This window comes from Arthrobacter sp. MOO21 (assembly GCF_057369995.2).
On sequence record NZ_CM170671.2, the window covers coordinates 2,555,673 to 2,572,423 of the forward strand.

Genomic DNA, 16,751 nt, shown 5'->3' on the forward strand with positions numbered 1-16,751 from the left:
CCGGCAGCCGTTCCGGAAGCGGCGGTGGCTTATGATTCCCCACAGCAAGTCCCTTCCGTTTTTCGAACCCAGAGGTCCACGCGTGCCCCCACGTCCATCGTCCGACACATCCCGAGGCAAGGCCGCGTCCGCGGACGTCTATGCCTCCATGCGCGCCGCCATCCTTGAAGGCGAAATTTCACCGGGCACGCGCATCAACATCGACGGCGTGGCCCGCAGCCTGGGCGTGTCCCAGACGCCTGTGCGGGAGGTGCTGCAGCGGCTCGAGGGTGACAACCTGGTGGTCTACAACCCTGGCCGCGGCTACAGCACTACGCCGCTGCTCGGCCTGCCCGAGCTGCGGTCATTGTTCGAATTCCGGCTCCTGGTGGAGCCCTGGGCGGCCCGCGCCGCCGCCGTCGACCGGTTGGCCAACCCGGCGGCCGCACTGGAGAAGGAGCTGGCCGGGTTCAGGGACGCCATGAAGTCCGCCGGCGACCTGCGGCAGGACCTGGTGGCACACGATACGCGCTTCCATGACACCATCCTCGCGGCCTCCGGAAACCCGGTGGTGCGCCACGCGTTCGCCCAAACGCACTGCCACCTGCACACGTTCCGGCTGTACCCGGCGGACGTGGACGGAGCCATCACGGTGGCCGAACACACCGCGGTGCGGGAAGCCATCGCGGCCTGCGATCCGGAGGGGGCGGAGGCTGCCATGACCACCCATATCCACAACTCCTTCGACAGGTTCGCCCAGGCGTTCGGGGGCGGACTGGAGCCGCTGGCGGACAGTGGACCGCCGCGGAAGCGCATCATCACCTAGGGTGCCAAGCACATGTCATGGCCCCGGCCGCAGCAACCGAACCCGTTCGCTGCGGCCGGGGCTTTTTGGCGTGCGGCCCGGGGGCCGGCCCTTCCGGAGGAGCCGGAGGATTGACGTGCATCACAGTTCCTATATGATTATTGTAATTCATATAGGAACCTCGAATGACGCCCTTTCACGAAAGAAGAAGCCCCATGCCATCCATCACCTCCATCAAGACCCAGGACGTACGCTTTCCCACGTCCCTGGAGCTTGACGGTTCAGACGCGGTCAACGTTGACCCCGACTACTCCGCCGCCTACGTGGTGATCCGCACCGACGCGGGCGACGAAGGCCACGGTTTCGTCTTCAGCTGCGGCCGCGGCAACGAGATCCTGACCGCCGCCATCGATGCCTACGCACGCCTGCTGGTGGGACGCGACATCGACGAACTGATCTCCGACCTCGGCGCTGCGTCCCGGCTCCTCATCCACGATTCCCAGCTCCGCTGGCTCGGACCCGAAAAGGGCGTCACGCAGATGGCCTGCGGTGCCCTGGTCAGTGCTCTCTGGGACATCCGGGCCCGCCGGGAGAACAAGCCCCTCTGGCTGCTCCTCAGCGAGATGACGCCGGAGGAACTGGTCAGCGTGGTGGACTTCACCCACATACGCGACGCCCTCAGCCCCGAGGAAGCGCTGGAGATCCTCCGGGCCGGCCAGGAAGGCAAGGAGCAGCGCATTGCCGAGCTCAAGGCCGGCGGCTTCCCCGCCTACACCACCAGCCCGGGCTGGCTCGGCTACAGCGACGAGAAGCTCGTGCGGCTCAGCAAGGAAGCCGCCGCCGACGGGTTCTCCATGATCAAGCTCAAGGTGGGCGGCGACATCAACGACGACCGCCGCCGCATGGCCCTGGCCCGTGAAGCCGTGGGCAACCTCCCCATCGCCATCGATGCCAACCAGCGCTGGGAAGTGTCCGAAGCCGTGGAGTGGGTCAACCAGCTGGCCGAGTTCAACCCCTACTGGATCGAAGAACCCACCAGCACCGACGACGTCCTGGGCCACGCCGAGATCCGCAAGGGTGTCAGCCCCGTCCGCGTGGCCACCGGTGAAGCCGTGCAGAGCCGGATCATCTTCAAGCAGCTGTTGCAGGCCGGTTCCATCGACGTGCTGCAGCTTGACTCCACCCGGGTGGCCGGCGTCAACGAGAACATCGCCATCCTCCTCCTGGCCGCCAAGTTCGGGGTGCCCGTCTGCCCGCATGCTGGAGGCGTGGGCCTGTGCGAACTGGTCCAGCACTTCTCCTTCTTCGACTACGCCGTGGTGGCCCGCAGCCAGGACAACAGGATGATCGAGTTCGTGGACCACCTGCACGAGCACTTCGCCGAGCCCGTCCGCATCGTCGATGGCCGCTACGCCGCACCGGAACTGCCGGGCACCGGCGCCGAGATGCTCAGTGCCTCCCGCAGCCACTGGGAGTTCCCGGGCGGCACCGGCTGGCAGGAAGTGGGCAACCGCGCCGCCGTCACGGGCGGATCCCTCAGCGCAGCCGGAGCCGGCCGATGAGCGCAGCGCCGGAAACCGTCGTGGCCGGTCCAAGCACCGCCGAGGACCTGAACGCAGCCGTCGAAGCCGGACAGGTTGCCTTCGAACAGGCCCGCCTCGCTGACCCCGGCACCCGCGCCGGTTGGCTTGAGGCCGTGGCCGCCGGGCTGGAGCACGACGCAGCGGGACTCGTGGAGACAGCCGTCAAGGAGACCCACCTTGCCCCAGCCAGGCTGGAAGGTGAACTGAAGCGCACAGTCTTCCAGCTGCGGCTCTTCGCCGACGAGATCCGGCTGGGTGAGCACTTCGACGCCACCATCGACCACGCGGACCCGGAATGGGGGATGGGCCCCCGCCCCGACCTCCGCCGGTACAACGTGCCGCTGGGCGTGGTGGGGGTCTTCGGCGCCTCCAACTTCCCCTTCGCCTTCAGCGTGATGGGCGGAGACACTGCCTCGGCACTGGCGGCCGGCTGCGCCGTGGTGCACAAGGCCCACGATGCGCACCGCGAACTCGCTGCCAGGACGGCCCGGGCCGTCCTGGACGCGCTGGAAGGTGCCGGCGCGCCGTCGGGCCTGTTCTCCCTGGTGACCGGCCGGAAGGCAGGCGAGGCCCTGGTGGACCACCCACTGGTCAAGGCCGTCGGCTTCACCGGCTCCACCGCTGGGGGCCGCGCGCTGCTGGACCGCATCTCCGCACGCCCCGAGCCCATCCCGTTCTTCGGCGAGCTGGGCGGCATCAACGCGGTGTTCGTCACGCCGGGCGCCTGGGCGGCCCGGCGCGCGGAGATCATCAGCGGCTACGCGGGTTCCTTCACGCTGGGCATGGGCCAGTTCTGCACCAAGCCCGGGCTGCTGTTCGTCCCCGCCGGCCACGCTGAGGGGATCCGCGGGGAGCTGCAGGCGGCGCTGGCCGGCTTCACGCCCGCCCGGCTGCTCAGCCCGCGCCTGCACGCCGGCTACACGGAGGCCGTCGCCCGGCTCCGCGGTAGCGGCGGCGTGGACGTCCTCGTGGAGGGTGACTTCGCGGACGAGCCCGCCCCCACCGTCCTGCACACCACGGCCGCGGCAGTGCGCAGCAACCCGGAGCTGTTGCGGCAGGAGATGTTCGGCCCGGCAAGCCTGGTGGTGGAGTACGCGGACGAGGCAGAGCTGCCGGCGCTCGCGGAACTGCTGGAAGGGCAGCTCACCACCACGCTGCAGGCGGAAGCGGACGACGACGTCACCGCCCTGGCTGCCCGGCTGGCGGACATCAGCGGCCGGGTCCTGTGGAACGGCTGGCCCACCGGCGTCACCGTCAGCTACGCCCAGCACCATGGCGGGCCGTACCCGGCCACGACCTCGAACACCACCTCGGTGGGAACGGCCGCCATCCGCCGGTTCCTGCGGCCCGTGGCGTTCCAGCAGTTCCCGGCGTCGCGGCTGCCCGAACCCCTGCAGGACAGCAACCCCTGGCGCGTACCGCAACGGGTGGACGGCATCTGGCAGCACCCGGCCCGCGCAGTGAAGGAGGGACTGCAGTGAGCCTGTCCCACGCCGTAGGTTCCGTCCTGCCCGAGGACGCCGACCAGGCGCTGCTCATCGGCCGCGTCTGGGACCCGGAGACCGGGGGACCGCGTGTCGTGGCCGTCAGCGGGGACTCTGTCTTCGACCTGCACCGCCTCGCCGGGACCGTCGCGGACCTGCTGGAACTGCCGGAGCCCGCGGCCACCGTCCGCTCGGCCCTGGCCAATCCCAGCCTGGCCGAACCGCGGTGGGCGACGGCCGACGTCGTCAGCGCTTCCCTGGCAGGGGACGGCACCCGCGCGCGGCTGCTGGCCCCCGTTGACCTGCAGGTCATCAAGGCCTGCGGGGTGACCTTTGTGGACAGCATGGTGGAACGGGTCATCGAGGAACGCTGCGCGGGCGACGCCGCACGGGCCGCCGAGGTGCGCGACCTCGTGGGCCGTGCCCTGGGCGGCAGCCTGGCGGACCTGCGCCCGGGCTCGGCCGAGGCCGCGGAAGCCAAGCGGGTCCTGATTGCCGAAGGCCTGTGGTCGCAGTACCTCGAGGTGGGGATCGGCCCGGACCCGGAGGTCTTCACCAAGGCGCCCGTGCTGTCCTCGGTGGGGCTCGGCGCGGACATCGGCATCCCGGCCTTCTCCTCCTGGAACAACCCTGAGCCGGAACTGGTGCTCATCGCCACGTCCCGGGGCCAGGTGGTGGGGGCGACGCTGGGCAACGACGTCAACCTCCGCGACGTGGAGGGCCGCAGCGCCCTGCTGCTGGGCAAGGCCAAGGACAACAACGCCTCCAGCGCGCTCGGCCCGCTGATCCGGCTCTTCGACGGGTCCTTCACCCTCGAGACCCTGCGCGACGAGGAGATCCTGCTTCGGGTGGAAGGCCCGGACGGGTACGTGCTGGAAGGGCGGAACAGCGTGGCCCGGATCAGCCGGCCCTTCGAGGAGCTGGTGGCGGCAACGCACGGCCGCCATCACCAGTACCCGGACGGGTTCGCGCTGTACACGGGGACGCTGTTCGCCCCCACGCAGGACCGGGACGTCCCGGGGCAGGGTTTCACTCACAAGCACGGCGACGTCGTGACCATCCGCAGCCGCCACCTGGGCGCCCTGGTCAACCGGGTGGGGCCGTGCGAGGAGCTGCCCGCCTGGTCCTTCGGCCTGCGCGAGCTGTTCAACTACCTGGCGAAGCAGCGGCAGGAAGCGCGGGCCTGAGGTTCAACGCGGGTCGTGGACGGCAAAGGGCGACGGCGGCACCCAAGGTGGGTGCCGCCGTCGCCCTTTGCCTGCCTGGCTTAGCTGTTGTCCGGTTTGGCCAGGCTTTCCTTGTCCTCCTGTTTGGCGGGCTCATCGGAGAGGCCCTGCGGCGTGAGGTCCAGGTCCTCCGGGTTCTCCGGCGCCTCCGGGGCTTCGCCGGTTTCGGCTGCCTTGAGGTTGCCGGTGTCGTCCAGGGCAGGATTGCCTCCCTCTACACCCGTGGGATCCTGCTTGCCGGAGCCTGAGTCCGGCTGCGCGTTGAGCGGGGCGGTGCTGCTGGATCCCGTGTTGGTGGGGTCGTTCTCGTCGATCGAAGTGGGCTCGTTCGTCATGGAATTGTCCTCTCGGCCTGGTCCAGCGTGTCCCGCCGACCATACGCACAGCGGCCCTTCATCCGCAAGGAGCCCGGTGGGCTAGCATCACTGGCATGCCTGTAACCGCTATCACCACAGCGTTCATCCCCGTCCGGAACCCCGTGGCGTCTGCCGGGTGGTACAGCGCGATGCTGGGCCTGGACGTCGTGAAGGCGGATTCCTTCTCCGCAGTCCTCTCCGGCGCGGGAACGGCATCCGTGACCTTGATGGGGCCGGACAGCGGCATCAAGACCAGCCCGGGGCTCGCCTGGGCCACGTGCAACTTCAGGGTGGAAGACCTTGCCCGGTGCCGCGCGGAACTGGCCGGCAGCGGGGTCGCCGCCGGTCCTGTCCAAGGTTCGCCCGACATCTGCCTCTTTATTACCGTCCAGGACCCGGACGGCAACACCCTGCTGCTGACCGACCGCTGACGGCCGCCGCCTATAGGCTGGGTGGAACTGCAGAAGCCAGCCCCGGGAGGCCCGTCATGCTCGTGCTCGTCATCAATTCCGGCTCGTCCTCGCTCAAGTACCAGGTCCGCGACGTGGCCCAGGGAACCGTCCTCACCGAGGGGCTGATCGAGAAGATCGGCATGGGCAACGGCGGCGGCGGGGACGGGGAGATCGAGGGCCCGCGGGACCACGCGGAGGCGCTGGAGCTGGTGGATGCCGCCATCCATCGGGAGCTGGGCGACCAGGAGCTCGCAGCGGTGGGCCACCGCGTGGTGCACGGCGGGGAGCGGTTCGCCGAGCCCGTGCTGATCGACAATGAGATCACGCGCGCCATCGAGCGGCTCAATCCGCTGGCGCCGCTGCACAACCCCGCCAACGTCCTGGGCATCCGGGCCATCACGAAGAAGTGGCCGCAGATGCCGCAGGTGGCCGTGTTCGACACCGCCTTCCACCGCACGCTGCCCGAGCATGCCTGGCGCTACGCCGTCCCCGACGAGCTCTACACCAACCACGGGATCCGCCGTTACGGCTTCCACGGCACCTCGCACGAATACGTCGGGCGCCGGGCTGCGGCCCTGCTGGACATCCCCGTGGAGGAGTTCGACGGCGTCATCGCCCACCTGGGCAACGGCGCCTCGGTGACCGCCATCAAGGGCGGCCGCTCCGTGGACACGTCGATGGGTTTCACCCCGCTGGAAGGCCTGGTGATGGGCACGCGGTCCGGTGACCTGGACCCCTCCATCCTGGTGTTCCTGGGCCGGGCCGGGTGGACGCCCGAGGACATCGACTCCATGCTGAACCGCGAATCCGGGCTGAAGGGCCTGGCCGGGAACAACGATATGCGCTCCGTGGTGGAGGCCTCGGAGGGCGGCAACGCCAAGGCCTCCGTGGCGCTGGCGGTGGCGTCCTACCGGCTCGCCAAGTACATCGGCGGGTACCACGTGGCCGTTGGCGGGGCCAAGGCGCTGGTCTTTACCGCGGGCATCGGTGAGAACTCTCACCAGTTCCGCGCGCTGGTAGCCGAGCGGCTGGGCGCGCTGGGCATAGAGCTCGACGCCGGCCTCAACACCGGGCGGTCCAAGGAACCCCGGGTGATTTCCACGGCGTCGTCCGCGATCCCCGTCCTGGTGGTCCCCACGGACGAGGAACGCGCCATCGCTGAGGCGACGGCCGCCGTCGTCCGCGGTTGATCCTGCCTTTCCCTACGCGCGGCCCTTGAGGATCAGGTTCCAGTAGATCCTGGGGAACAGGTCGCGGTCCACCACCCAGGACAGCTTGCTCTCGTTCCAGGTGGGGACCCGGGGGATGGTGGGCATGGGACGGTAGCGGTCGTCGAACTCGGCGAACACCACCGTGTCCCGTGAGACCGTGAACGGGCACACCGAGTACCCGTTGTACTTGGCTTTCAGCGGCTTGCCTTTCCGCGCCGCCACGAGGTTCTTCGCCAGGACCTTGGCCTGTTTGCGCAGCGAGCCCCCGGACTTGGAATTCGTGGTGCCGGCGGCGTCGCCCAGGGACCAGACATTGGGGTAGCGGAGGTGCCGGAGCGTCTGCCGGTCAACCTCCACGAATCCGCCGGCATCCCCCGGATTTGGCAGGGTAGTGGACTTCAGCCAGTCCGGAGCCGACTGCGGCGGTACGGCGTTGAGCACGTCATACGCCAGGTCTTCGGTGGTGTTGGCTGCATTGTCACGGATGGTGGCCTTGCGTTCGGCCGGGTTCACCGCCACCAGTTCGCTGTTGGTGCGCAGCTCGATCCCGTACTCGGCAATCTTGCGGTCCAGCTCCCGGTCCACTTCCGGGACGCCGAACACGGTGGGATACGGCTGGACCATCACCACGCGGATCTTGTCCAGTACCCCCTGTTCCCGCCAGTAGTCACAGGCCAGGTACATCGGCTTCTGGCTTGCCCCGCCGCACTTGATGGGCCCGGCAGGCATCGTGAACACCGCCGTGCCGGCCGTCAGGCTGCTCAGGAGCGTCCACGCCTTGGGGGCGAGGTCGAACTCGTAGTGTGATGCCCCGTGGGGCGAGTGCACGGCCTCGGCCAGTCCCGGCACTGCCGCCCAGTCGAACTGCAGCCCCGGGCACGCCACCAACTGCCCGTAGCCCACCACGGCGCCTGAGGCGAGGGTGACGGTGTTGGCCTCCGGGTCGACGTCGGCAGCGGCGTCATGGATCCAGGTGACGCCTTTGGGCGTGACGGATTCCTGGGTCCGGATGGCTTCCCCGGCCTGGGCGCGGCCGCCGGCGATATGCGAGAACAGCGGCTGGTAAAGGTGGTGGTCCTTGGGCTCGATCACTGCCACGTCCTTGACGCCGTAGCGGTGTAGCCGCGCGGCCAGGGAGATGCCGGCGTTGCCGCCGCCGATGATGAGGACCTCGTGCCGGGCAGCCATGGCGCTACTTCTTCTCGGTCAGGGCCGATGCCTTGTGCGCTGCGCGGGCGCCGGTCTTCTCCGACTCCACCACGTACTGCGGTTCATCCTCACTCGCGCGGTGGGTGTTGCCGTCCAGCTCGAAGTCGCTGGTCTTCTTTTCCACGATCTTCCCGTGCGTCTTGCCCTGGGAGGTGTTCCACTCCACGCGCGTTCCCTTGCTCAATGACATCTGGACTCCTTCGCTGGGCGATACGTGGGTGTGTGCTGTTCTGCGCCCCCGGTTACCCCAGGGCGCCCCGGAGCCAATAGTAAGCATGGCTACCTTGTTTTGGGCAGCTGCGGGTCCGAACCGGAGGCAGGTCTGTGGCAGCGCGGGAGGGGGCGTTGACACCGGCTGCGTCCAGGGCCATCAGCCCCCAACACCAAGCTCAACCTGTTGCTGGGCCACCCGCGGCCGGGGAACCAGCAAAGTCATGGGGCGGCACTTCGACTGGACTGTCGAGGTCACCGAATTCGATCCGCCCCGGCGCATGGTGTCCCGGTCGGTCGAAGGGAAGCTCGACTTCGCAGTGACGTTCACGCTGGAACCTGCCGACGGCGGGACGCGCGTCACGCAGCGGATTGACGCCGCGTCCGGCCTCGGCGGCATCTTTGGCAAGCTGGCCGACCCGCTGGTGGAGAGGGCGCAGGGCCGGACGGTCCGGGCCAATCTCGAAACCCTGGCGGAATGGATGGCCGAGCACCCGCAACCCTGATCATCCGGCTGCGGTCAGCGTTCGACGGCGGCAGGGGTCCGCCCTCCACCGCCAAAATGGGCCCGAAGCCGGTGCAGTAGAGCGGTGGCCTTGTTGCAGGCCGCCCAGTACGCCACCCCTGCCGCCAGCGATGCGCCCACCGCCAGGGGCAGCCCCAGGCCGGCCAGCGGGGGATAGACCAGCCAGTGCACCAGGTAGATGTGCATGGACGCGCTGGCCAGCAGGACGGTCAGGCGGCTCGCGGCCCGCGGCACGGGGAGGGTGGGGAGCCAGGTGAGCAGCAGGATGCCGGCGATCACGGTGAGGTCCCGGTTGGGGTTCTCGAAGAAGCCCGGGACAGTGAGGAGTGCCAGGGCCGTGACCAGGCAGCGCTGCGGAAGGTTCCGGGCGCGCGCCACCGCCCAGCCCAGGGCGAAGAGCCAGAAAGCGGGAACGGTGTGCGGGACGTCCGGATCGACCAGTTCGAAGCGCGTCAGCAGTCCGGCGCCGAACAGGGCCAGGGGGTAGAGGAACGGGAACCGGCGCTCACTGCGGTGCAGCCACGGGATGGCGAGCAGGGCGGTCATGGCCAGGAGGATGTAGACGATGACCTCGATGAACCAGAAATGCCACTGCGTCGTCACCTTCTCGGGGCCGAGGATGGCGTTCAGCAGCACGATGTTCACAGGGCTGTAGCGGTCGGTGACCAGGAATGCGAACGCGATGAACACCATGCTGGGCACCACGATCCGCGCCACGCTGGTGAGTTGGCGGCGGAGGCGGGCGGCACCTTCGCCGGCCAGTTGGAAGCGGGCGAAGTTGAAGCCCGCGGCCGCTATCAGCACGTGCGCCATGCCCTGCCACTCGAACAGCCCGATATGGGTGCTGACGATGAAGACGATGCCCACCGCCCGCAGGACGATGCTGGTGTCCATCGGTGCGAGGAGCCGTTGCCCGAGGGGAATCTTCGTGTCCGGAGCTGCCTGCGCTTTCGGCTCCAGGTCGCGGACCGCCGTGACGTGCCAGTCCGGCGGCAGGTGCCCCAGCAACTGCTCGAGCCGGACCGAGGCCGCCACGAAGGAGAGGGAGTCGCCGCCGAGCGAGACGAACGTGTCCGTGCCGGAGATGCCGGTCCGTTCCAGGGTGTCCTCGAAGATCCGGCGGACGGTGTCCGGCGCGGAGGCGGGGGAGGGGTCGCGCGGGGCGTGGGTATCCCGGGCCGCCGGCAGCGCCGCCACGGCAGGGTAGTCGATCTTGCCCGTCGCCAGGCGTGGCAGTTCGTCCACCGCGTGGAGGTCGACGGCGGCGCGGGGCAGGCCCAGGCCCTGTGCCAGGACCTTGGCCAGCAGCTGGGTGTCGTGCCGGCCTTCGACGGCGACGACGATGCTCCGGTCGCTGCCGGTGCTGGCCGCCGTGACACCCATGTCCGCCAGGAGCCGCTCCACCTGGCCGAGATCGACCCTGAGTCCCACGATCTTGACGAACCGGCTGCGCCGTCCCAGGAGTTCGTAGAGCCCGGCGTCGTTCACCCGCGCAAGGTCGCCGGTGCGCAGCTCCGTCACCGTCCGGCCCAGCGCCAAATCGCGGGGGTCCTCGGCGTAGCCCAGCATCACGTTGGGTCCGGTGTACACGAGTTCGCCGTCGGCCAGCCCGTCCACGGGGTCGATCCGGAAGGACCCGCCGGGGACCGGGACGCCGATGGCGCCGGCCTGGGCGGTGGCGAGATGCGGCGGCAGGTAGGCCATCCGCGCCGTGGCTTCCGTCTGCCCGTACATGACGAAAAGGTCCCAGCCCTGCCGGCGTCCGAGGTCTGCGTAGTGCCGTACACGGCCGGGATCGAGCCGGCCGCCGGCCTGGGTGACGTAGCGCAGGGACGGCAGCTCCATGTCGGCGAAGCCGACGCGTTCCAGCAGTTCGAAGGTGTAGGGCACTGCCGCGAACGAGGTTGCCTGCCGGTGCCGGAACAGCTCCCAAAAGCACGGGTCAACCACGGACAGGCCGGTCAGGACTAGGCTGGCTCCGCGCAGCAGATGGCTGTTGATCACCGAAAGCCCGTAGCAGTAGGACATGGGCAGCGTGGTGGCCGCACGGTCTGCGGCCGTGATTCCGAGGTAGGTGGCGATCGATTCGGCGTTGGCCTGCAGGTTCGCGTGGGATAGCCGCACCAGCTTGGGCGAGCCCGTGGAGCCGGAGGTGCTCAGGAGCAGGGCCAGGTCCGGGTGCAGCTCGTGCCTGGTCCCGGGCCGGCGTTCATCCAGCTGCAGCCCGCCCCTGGCCGGCTGCAACAGCACGTCCGGGTCGTAGGCGGCGACGAGGGACGCAAGGGCGGCAGGCTTGTCCTCCGGAAGCAGGATCAGCGGGTGCCCGCCCGCCAGCGCGGCAAGGTAGGCCACCAGCGAGTCGACGTCGTTCGACGCCGCCAGGGCGACCAGCCGGCGTTCCCTGCCCAGCCTGGCGGCGAGGTCTTCGACACGCCCGGCGAGCTCGCGGTAGGTCAGGGTAAGCCCGTCGGCGTGGATGGCAGGGCTGTCTCCAAAGCCGGCAAGGCCGGCGGCGAAAGATGCCCGCGCGTGGTCAAGCTGCGTGGTCATCCGTCGATGTTATTAGTTAAGGCTTACCTAACAAAAATCGCCGTTATAGGAAAGTCGCTGGAGAAATACGGGTCCTACTTCAGCCCCGCCCCGGGGAGGAGCGTGGTGGCGCCCAGCGAATCGGCGATGAACGCGTAGTCCCACGCCCGCTCCCGCCACTGCACGTACCGTCCGGACGCGCCGCCGTGCCCGCCGTCCATCTCGATCTTCATGACGATGGGCTCGGAACCGGTGGTCTTGTTCCGCAGCTCCTGCACCCACTTGGCGGGTTCCACGTACAGGACCCGGGTGTCATTGAAGGATGTGACCGCCGCGATTTTCGGGTAGGCCACCTCCCGCACGTTCTCGTAAGGGGAGTAGGACTTCATATACGCGTATGCTGCCGGATCGGTAATGGGGTTGCCCCATTCCTCCCACTCCAGCGCGGACAGCGGAAGGTCGGGATCGAGGATGCTGGTAAGGGGGTCCACGAACGGCACCTGCGCCACGATTGCCGCATACTTTTCCGGAGCCATGTTGGCCACCGCGCCCATCAGCAGGCCGCCCGCGGAGCCGCCCAGGGCGGCGATCCGGGCCGGATCCACCCACCCGGAGTCTGCCAGCCAGCCCGTGGCATCAATGAAGTCGGTGAAGGTGTTCTTCTTGGTGAGTTTCTTGCCGTCCTCATACCAGTGCCGGCCCAGCTCGCCGCCGCCCCGGATGTGCGCGATCACGAACACCACGCCCCGGTCCAGCAGCGACAGCCGCGCAATGCCGAACCCGGGATCCATGCTCATCTCGTAGGAGCCGTACCCGTAGACCAGCCCGGCCGCCGTCGCATCCTGCGTTACGGACTTGTGCCGCAGCATCGAGAGCGGGATGCGGGTGCCGTCCCCCGCCGTCGCCCACTCGCGGGTTGCCACGTAGTCGCTGCCGTCGTAGCCGCCCAGGACGGGGCTTTCCTTGCGCAGCAGCAGGTCCCCGGCGGGCTGCTCCGGCGTGGGGAGCACGAAGTCGTAGATGCGCGACGGCGTGAAGTAGGACGTGTAGCCCAGGCGGATGAGGGGCGCGTCGTAGTCCGAGCCACCCACGCCCGCGGTGTACAGCTCCTCGTCGAAGGCCGGTTCCACGGGTGCCTGCTGCGCCGGCGTCCCCAGCCCGGCCAGGCCCATTACCTGGACCCGTTCGATGGTGTCCTTGCGGATGGAGACGATGAGGTGCGTGGCGGTGACGCCCGCCCCGTTGACGCGGACCTCGTCGGAATGCTCGACGACGGTCTGCCAGGACTGCCCGGCCAGGGGCTTTTCCAGCTCGGCCGGGTCCGCCAGGGAGACCATGGAGTTGATGGCGCCGCGGTTGTGCGTGAGGAGGATTTTCTCCGTCTTCTGCCCGTCCGGGCCTTCGAGCAGGAAGGGCTCTGCTTCGTAGAGGACCCGCTCGTTGCGGGAGATCACCGTGGTCAGGGTCCGGGTGCGGTCATCGAAGCGCAGCAGCCGGGTTTCGCTGTACTCCGAGCACCCGATGCCCAGCACCAGGTGGCGCCGGTCCGCGGAGAGCTCGAAACCCAGCCACATGGCGGCGTCGTCCTCCTGGTAGATCACCGTGTCCTCGGCCACGGGCGTGCCCAGGACGTGTGCCTTCACCTGGTAAGGCCGCCAGGAGTCGTCCACCACGGTGTAGAAGATCCGGGTGCCGTCGGGTGAGAACGCAACGCCGTAGAAGATGTTCTCGATGACATCCGGCAGCAGTTCGCCGGTGCGCAGGTCCTTGATCCGGAGGGTGAAGCGTTCATCGCCGGAATTGTCCACGGCGTAGGCGTAGAGGGTGCCGTCAATCGTTACGGCAGTGCCGCCCACGGAGAAGAACGGCTTGCCCTCGGCTTCCACGTTGCCGTCCAGCAGGACTTCCTCGCCGGGGATTTCGACGCCGGCCTCCACCGCGGGCGGTGTCCAGTCGGCCACCTTGTCGCCTGTGTCCCGGGCCTTGACGCGGCAGTGGATGCCGTATTCCTTGCCTTCGGCGGAACGGCTGAAGTACCACCAGCCGTCCTTGCGGTGCGGGACGGAAAGATCGGTTTCCTGGGTGCGGCCCTTGATCTCCTGGAAGATCGCCTCGCGCAGCGGTTCCTGGTGCGCGGTGACCGCTTCCTGGTACGCATTCTCGGCCCGCAGGTGCTCGATGACCTCGGCGGATTCCTTGTCCCGGAGCCACTCGTAGTTGTCCACGTACGTTTCCCCGTGGTGGGTCCGTTCGGTGGGGATCTTCTTGGCGACCGGGGGTGCCGGGATGGCGGTGTTGGTGGCGTCCTGCAGGGGAGTGGAGGTCATGGATTCAATATATAGACCAGCCCCCGCCACAAGGCAGGCCGTTCGCTGACGGGGGAGAGGAGGCGCGGAGGGGGCCAAAGACTCTGGGGTGTGCTGGCTGGTACCGGCAGGCTGGAAGGACAGTTGCAGGCGGGGGGCAGGAAGGAGATGCCATGTCACCCGAGCCAGGTCCGGCACCACGAACCAAGGCATGGCGTGCTGTTGCCCGTTGCATGGGAACCAGCTGCGCACTGCTCGCCCGCCGGCGGGTCTACCTGCCGAAGGGGCAGTTGGGCAGGATGCTGCGCTTCGCGGACGGAAGCACCGCGCGTGTCTACCGGGAGACTGCCGTTCGCCGTCAACCGCCCCGGGAGCCGTGCGTCCTGGTTGTTTCGTTCAGGCTCCGGCTGGTGCGGGGCAGGGCGCACCGGCTCTTCGAGGCCGAAAGCATCCTGAACACTCCGTTGTTCGTCGGCTTCCCGGGGTTCGTCTCCAAGCTCTGGTGCGCCCATGACACGTTCGGCGCCTACCGCGGCCTCTACGAGTGGGATGGTCCGGCGCAGGCGGAGGATTACGCCGCTGCCCTGTGGCGGGTCCTGGAACTGGTCAGCGTGCCCGGGTCCATCAGCTATAAGGTGCTGCCCGGGCTGCACCGGGATGAAGCGCTGGCGGATCCGGCGCGCATGCTCACCACAGCGGAACCGGACCACTCCTGGTGGCGGCTGCTCAGCCCGGCGTAACGGCGCTCGGTAGTGGTGCGGGGTAGCGGAGGAACGGCGGGTCATGGTGGCAGCGGAAGGTCCGACGGCGGACACGGACGTCCTGGTGGTCGGTGCCGGACCCGCGGGACTCGCCACAGCCCTCCAGGCCCATGCCCACGGCGCGACGGTGCGTGTGGTGGACCGGCGGACGGAGCGGTTCCGCCCTTCCCGGGCCATGATGCTTCACGCCCGTGCGCTTGAGGGACTGCGCCCGCTGGGTGTCACCGATGCACTGCTGGCCAGGGCCGATACCGGGCCGGAGGCGCGCATCCACCTGGGCCAGCGGGTCGTCGACGCCCGGATGGGCCACGCAGACCTGCCGGACACAGCCTTTCCGCACCTGACCCTGGTGCGGCAGGCCGACGTCGAGGATGTCCTGTGGCGGGAGCTCCAGGCCCGGGGCGTGCCGGTGGACTGGGGGGTGGAGTTCCGGGGCTTGGCGCCGGAGGAAACGGAAGGCCTCGTCTCCGCCGGCCTGCACAGGAACGGGCGCGGCCCCCAACTGCACCGCAGCCGTTTCCTGGCCGGCTGCGACGGGCAGTCCAGCACCGTCCGCTCCGTCCTGGGTGTCCCTTGGCGCGGGGGGCCCTATCCCGTGGAGGCAGTGCTGGCGGACCTGGAGCTTGACGGCGCCCTGGATCCCGGTGTGCTGCACGCCGCCGTCGGACGCTCCGGGCTGGCGTTCCTGTTCGCACTCGGCGAGGGTGCCACGTGGCGCCTGCTGGCCACCCGCCTGGCCGAACCGTCGCCGGACGCCCGCTTCGGGCAGCCCAGCCCGGCCATACCGCCCGCGGACGTGGCACGGCTGGTCCGGGAATCGGGGCTGGGAGCCACCGTCCGGGACATGCGCTGGTCGGCGAAGATCCCGCTCCAGCACCGCCTGGCCGGCACGTTCGGCGCCGGCCGCATCTTCCTGGCCGGGGACGCTGCGCACGCCCACTCTCCGGCCGGGGGACAGGGCATGAACAACGGGATCCTCGACGCGCTCAACCTCGGCTGGAAGCTTGGTTTCGCCTCGACCGCCGGCTGCCCCCTTCCGGAACTGCTCGCCAGCTACGGGCAGGAGCGGCGGCTCGCGGCACGGCGCGTGCTTGCCCTGACGCATCTCATCTTCTTCTTCGAAGCCTCGCCACATCCCGCCGCCCGCCTGGTCCGCGGCCTGCTGCCCGCTGTTGCCCCGCTGCTGCCGGTGCTGCTCCGCCGGCAGCGCCTCACGTCGCTGGGGATCAGGCTGCTGGCCCAGCCCTTCGTCCGGTACCGGCACAGCGCGCTGTCGCTGGACGCCGCACCGCGGAACGGCAGGTGGCCGCGGCCCGGTGACCGCCTGCCGGACGCACCGGCCAGTGCAGGGGGCCGCACGGTCCGCCTGCACGGGCTGACCGCGGCGCCCGGGGTCCACCTCTTCCTGGAGCGCGACGCCGGCCCGGACGCCCTGGGCACGGACCTTGCCAAGGAGCTGGCCGCGCCGGCCGCGGCGGAACGCGGGCCGCTGGTCCACGTCCACCGGCTCACCAGCCATCCCGGCCGGGGCATCGTTGCGGTCCGTCCGGACGGATACGTGGGCTTCCGCTGCGGCGAGGTGGATCCTGGCCGGCTGCGCGCCTGGCTGCGGCTGGCAGGCGCTGTCCGGGACTGACAGCGGTGATGCTCTATCACTTTTGGCCCCTAAACCGCCGTCTTAACGACCAAAGCTGATAGAGCAACCGGAGGGTAGTTGCCGAGGGGCCGCAGGCGTATCCTGTTCAGTTCAAGGCACATCCGCCCAGCATGAGAGGGGAAGTTGCATGACCATCCCGCCAGTGCACGAACCTGAGCCGTTCCCGCCCGAGCCCGGTCCGGAGCCCACCTCCCCGGACCCCACCCAGCCGGGGCCGCCGTCGCCCAACCCGTTCCCTGCACCGCAGCCTCCCGGGCCGTTGCCCATTCCGGACCCCGGTCCAGCGCCGCTCCGTCCGGACCCCACCAGGGACTGAATTCCGGGGCAGGAAGACCCCTTGGAAAGGGGGCCTTCCGCACCTGCAGCAGCAGGGCGGAAGGCCCCCTTTTCCGTGCACTGCCACGGCGAAAAAATCTCCCGAAACCGCTCCCGGAACCCCTTGAAGACCTGCCTCTCT

15 protein-coding genes are annotated in these 16,751 nt (G+C 69.2%); 10 read left to right on the forward strand and 5 right to left on the reverse strand.

What is annotated here, in order from left to right; translation table 11 throughout:
• The first annotated feature begins 82 nt into the window (after positions 1–82).
• From AC2JAJ_RS11840 to AC2JAJ_RS11855, 4 genes are all read left to right on the forward strand, one after another.
• Entirely contained in the window at positions 83–805 is a 723-nt protein-coding gene (locus tag AC2JAJ_RS11840) for a GntR family transcriptional regulator (protein WP_221386154.1), read from the forward strand.
• 194 nt (positions 806–999) lie between these two features.
• Positions 1,000–2,346 (forward strand): L-fuconate dehydratase, encoded by a 1,347-nt coding sequence (locus tag AC2JAJ_RS11845; protein WP_486415737.1) that lies wholly within the window; start codon positions 1,000–1,002, stop codon positions 2,344–2,346.
• The gene (locus AC2JAJ_RS11850) at positions 2,343–3,848 is read left to right on the forward strand and encodes an aldehyde dehydrogenase (NADP(+)) (protein WP_486415736.1); all 1,506 of its coding nucleotides are present in this window, start codon (positions 2,343–2,345) and stop codon (positions 3,846–3,848) included. The genes AC2JAJ_RS11845 and AC2JAJ_RS11850 overlap by 4 nt, the downstream gene beginning before the upstream one ends.
• A gap of 2 nt (positions 3,849–3,850) precedes the next feature.
• On the forward strand, positions 3,851–5,038 hold the full coding sequence (locus AC2JAJ_RS11855; RefSeq protein WP_486416698.1) for a fumarylacetoacetate hydrolase family protein: 1,188 nt from the start codon (positions 3,851–3,853) through the stop codon (positions 5,036–5,038).
• Positions 5,039–5,118: 80 nt separating this feature from the next.
• On the opposite strand, the gene AC2JAJ_RS11860 is transcribed toward AC2JAJ_RS11855, so the two are convergent.
• Entirely contained in the window at positions 5,119–5,412 is a 294-nt protein-coding gene (locus AC2JAJ_RS11860; protein WP_486415735.1) for a hypothetical protein, read from the reverse strand.
• Between the two features lie 95 nt (positions 5,413–5,507).
• On the opposite strand from AC2JAJ_RS11860, the gene AC2JAJ_RS11865 reads away from it, so the two are divergent.
• Positions 5,508–5,864: a VOC family protein gene (locus tag AC2JAJ_RS11865; protein WP_486415734.1), complete on the forward strand. Its 357-nt coding sequence runs from the start codon at positions 5,508–5,510 to the stop codon at positions 5,862–5,864.
• A 56-nt stretch (positions 5,865–5,920) separates the two neighbouring features.
• Positions 5,921–7,075: an acetate kinase gene (locus AC2JAJ_RS11870; protein ID WP_486415733.1), complete on the forward strand. Its 1,155-nt coding sequence runs from the start codon at positions 5,921–5,923 to the stop codon at positions 7,073–7,075.
• A gap of 12 nt (positions 7,076–7,087) precedes the next feature.
• Here the strand turns inward: AC2JAJ_RS11870 and AC2JAJ_RS11875 are convergent, their stop codons facing one another.
• Positions 7,088–8,284 (reverse strand): NAD(P)/FAD-dependent oxidoreductase, encoded by a 1,197-nt coding sequence (locus tag AC2JAJ_RS11875; RefSeq protein WP_486415732.1) that lies wholly within the window; start codon positions 8,282–8,284, stop codon positions 7,088–7,090.
• A gap of 4 nt (positions 8,285–8,288) precedes the next feature.
• A complete protein-coding gene (locus AC2JAJ_RS11880; RefSeq protein WP_454482049.1) occupies positions 8,289–8,495 on the reverse strand; it encodes a hypervirulence associated TUDOR domain-containing protein in 207 nt (68 codons plus the stop codon).
• A gap of 85 nt (positions 8,496–8,580) precedes the next feature.
• Between AC2JAJ_RS11880 and AC2JAJ_RS11885 the strand changes: the two genes are divergently transcribed.
• Positions 8,581–9,021, forward strand: coding sequence for an SRPBCC family protein (locus AC2JAJ_RS11885; protein WP_486415731.1), 441 nt, complete (start codon positions 8,581–8,583; stop codon positions 9,019–9,021).
• A gap of 14 nt (positions 9,022–9,035) precedes the next feature.
• Here the strand turns inward: AC2JAJ_RS11885 and AC2JAJ_RS11890 are convergent, their stop codons facing one another.
• Positions 9,036–11,591, reverse strand: coding sequence for an AMP-binding protein (locus tag AC2JAJ_RS11890; protein WP_501053127.1), 2,556 nt, complete (start codon positions 11,589–11,591; stop codon positions 9,036–9,038).
• A gap of 74 nt (positions 11,592–11,665) precedes the next feature.
• Entirely contained in the window at positions 11,666–13,897 is a 2,232-nt protein-coding gene (locus tag AC2JAJ_RS11895; RefSeq protein ID WP_486415729.1) for a S9 family peptidase, read from the reverse strand.
• 152 nt (positions 13,898–14,049) lie between these two features.
• Between AC2JAJ_RS11895 and AC2JAJ_RS11900 the strand changes: the two genes are divergently transcribed.
• The 3 genes from AC2JAJ_RS11900 (at position 14,050) to AC2JAJ_RS11910 (ending at position 16,610) form a co-directional block, all read left to right on the forward strand.
• A complete protein-coding gene (locus tag AC2JAJ_RS11900) occupies positions 14,050–14,616 on the forward strand; it encodes a hypothetical protein (protein WP_473696253.1) in 567 nt (188 codons plus the stop codon).
• Positions 14,617–14,659: 43 nt separating this feature from the next.
• Positions 14,660–16,273: an FAD-dependent monooxygenase gene (locus tag AC2JAJ_RS11905; RefSeq protein ID WP_486415728.1), complete on the forward strand. Its 1,614-nt coding sequence runs from the start codon at positions 14,660–14,662 to the stop codon at positions 16,271–16,273.
• Between the two features lie 148 nt (positions 16,274–16,421).
• Entirely contained in the window at positions 16,422–16,610 is a 189-nt protein-coding gene (locus AC2JAJ_RS11910) for a hypothetical protein (protein WP_221386165.1), read from the forward strand.
• Positions 16,611–16,751 lie beyond the last annotated feature (141 nt).

Bases quoted from the DNA above. Each gene is read 5' to 3' on its own strand.
- AC2JAJ_RS11905 (WP_486415728.1), top strand. From the start codon at position 14,660: ATGGTGGCAGCGGAAGGTCCGACGGCGGACACGGACGTCCTGGTGGTC.
- AC2JAJ_RS11865 (WP_486415734.1), top strand. From the start codon at position 5,508: ATGCCTGTAACCGCTATCACCACAGCGTTCATCCCCGTCCGGAACCCC.
- AC2JAJ_RS11875 (WP_486415732.1), bottom strand. From the start codon at position 8,284: ATGGCTGCCCGGCACGAGGTCCTCATCATCGGCGGCGGCAACGCCGGC.
- AC2JAJ_RS11900 (WP_473696253.1), top strand. From the start codon at position 14,050: ATGTCACCCGAGCCAGGTCCGGCACCACGAACCAAGGCATGGCGTGCT.
- AC2JAJ_RS11890 (WP_501053127.1), bottom strand. From the start codon at position 11,591: ATGACCACGCAGCTTGACCACGCGCGGGCATCTTTCGCCGCCGGCCTT.
- AC2JAJ_RS11850 (WP_486415736.1), top strand. From the start codon at position 2,343: ATGAGCGCAGCGCCGGAAACCGTCGTGGCCGGTCCAAGCACCGCCGAG.
- AC2JAJ_RS11880 (WP_454482049.1), bottom strand. From the start codon at position 8,495: ATGTCATTGAGCAAGGGAACGCGCGTGGAGTGGAACACCTCCCAGGGC.
- AC2JAJ_RS11910 (WP_221386165.1), top strand. From the start codon at position 16,422: ATGACCATCCCGCCAGTGCACGAACCTGAGCCGTTCCCGCCCGAGCCC.
- AC2JAJ_RS11885 (WP_486415731.1), top strand. From the start codon at position 8,581: ATGGCTACCTTGTTTTGGGCAGCTGCGGGTCCGAACCGGAGGCAGGTC.
- AC2JAJ_RS11895 (WP_486415729.1), bottom strand. From the start codon at position 13,897: ATGACCTCCACTCCCCTGCAGGACGCCACCAACACCGCCATCCCGGCA.
- AC2JAJ_RS11870 (WP_486415733.1), top strand. From the start codon at position 5,921: ATGCTCGTGCTCGTCATCAATTCCGGCTCGTCCTCGCTCAAGTACCAG.
- AC2JAJ_RS11860 (WP_486415735.1), bottom strand. From the start codon at position 5,412: ATGACGAACGAGCCCACTTCGATCGACGAGAACGACCCCACCAACACG.
- AC2JAJ_RS11845 (WP_486415737.1), top strand. From the start codon at position 1,000: ATGCCATCCATCACCTCCATCAAGACCCAGGACGTACGCTTTCCCACG.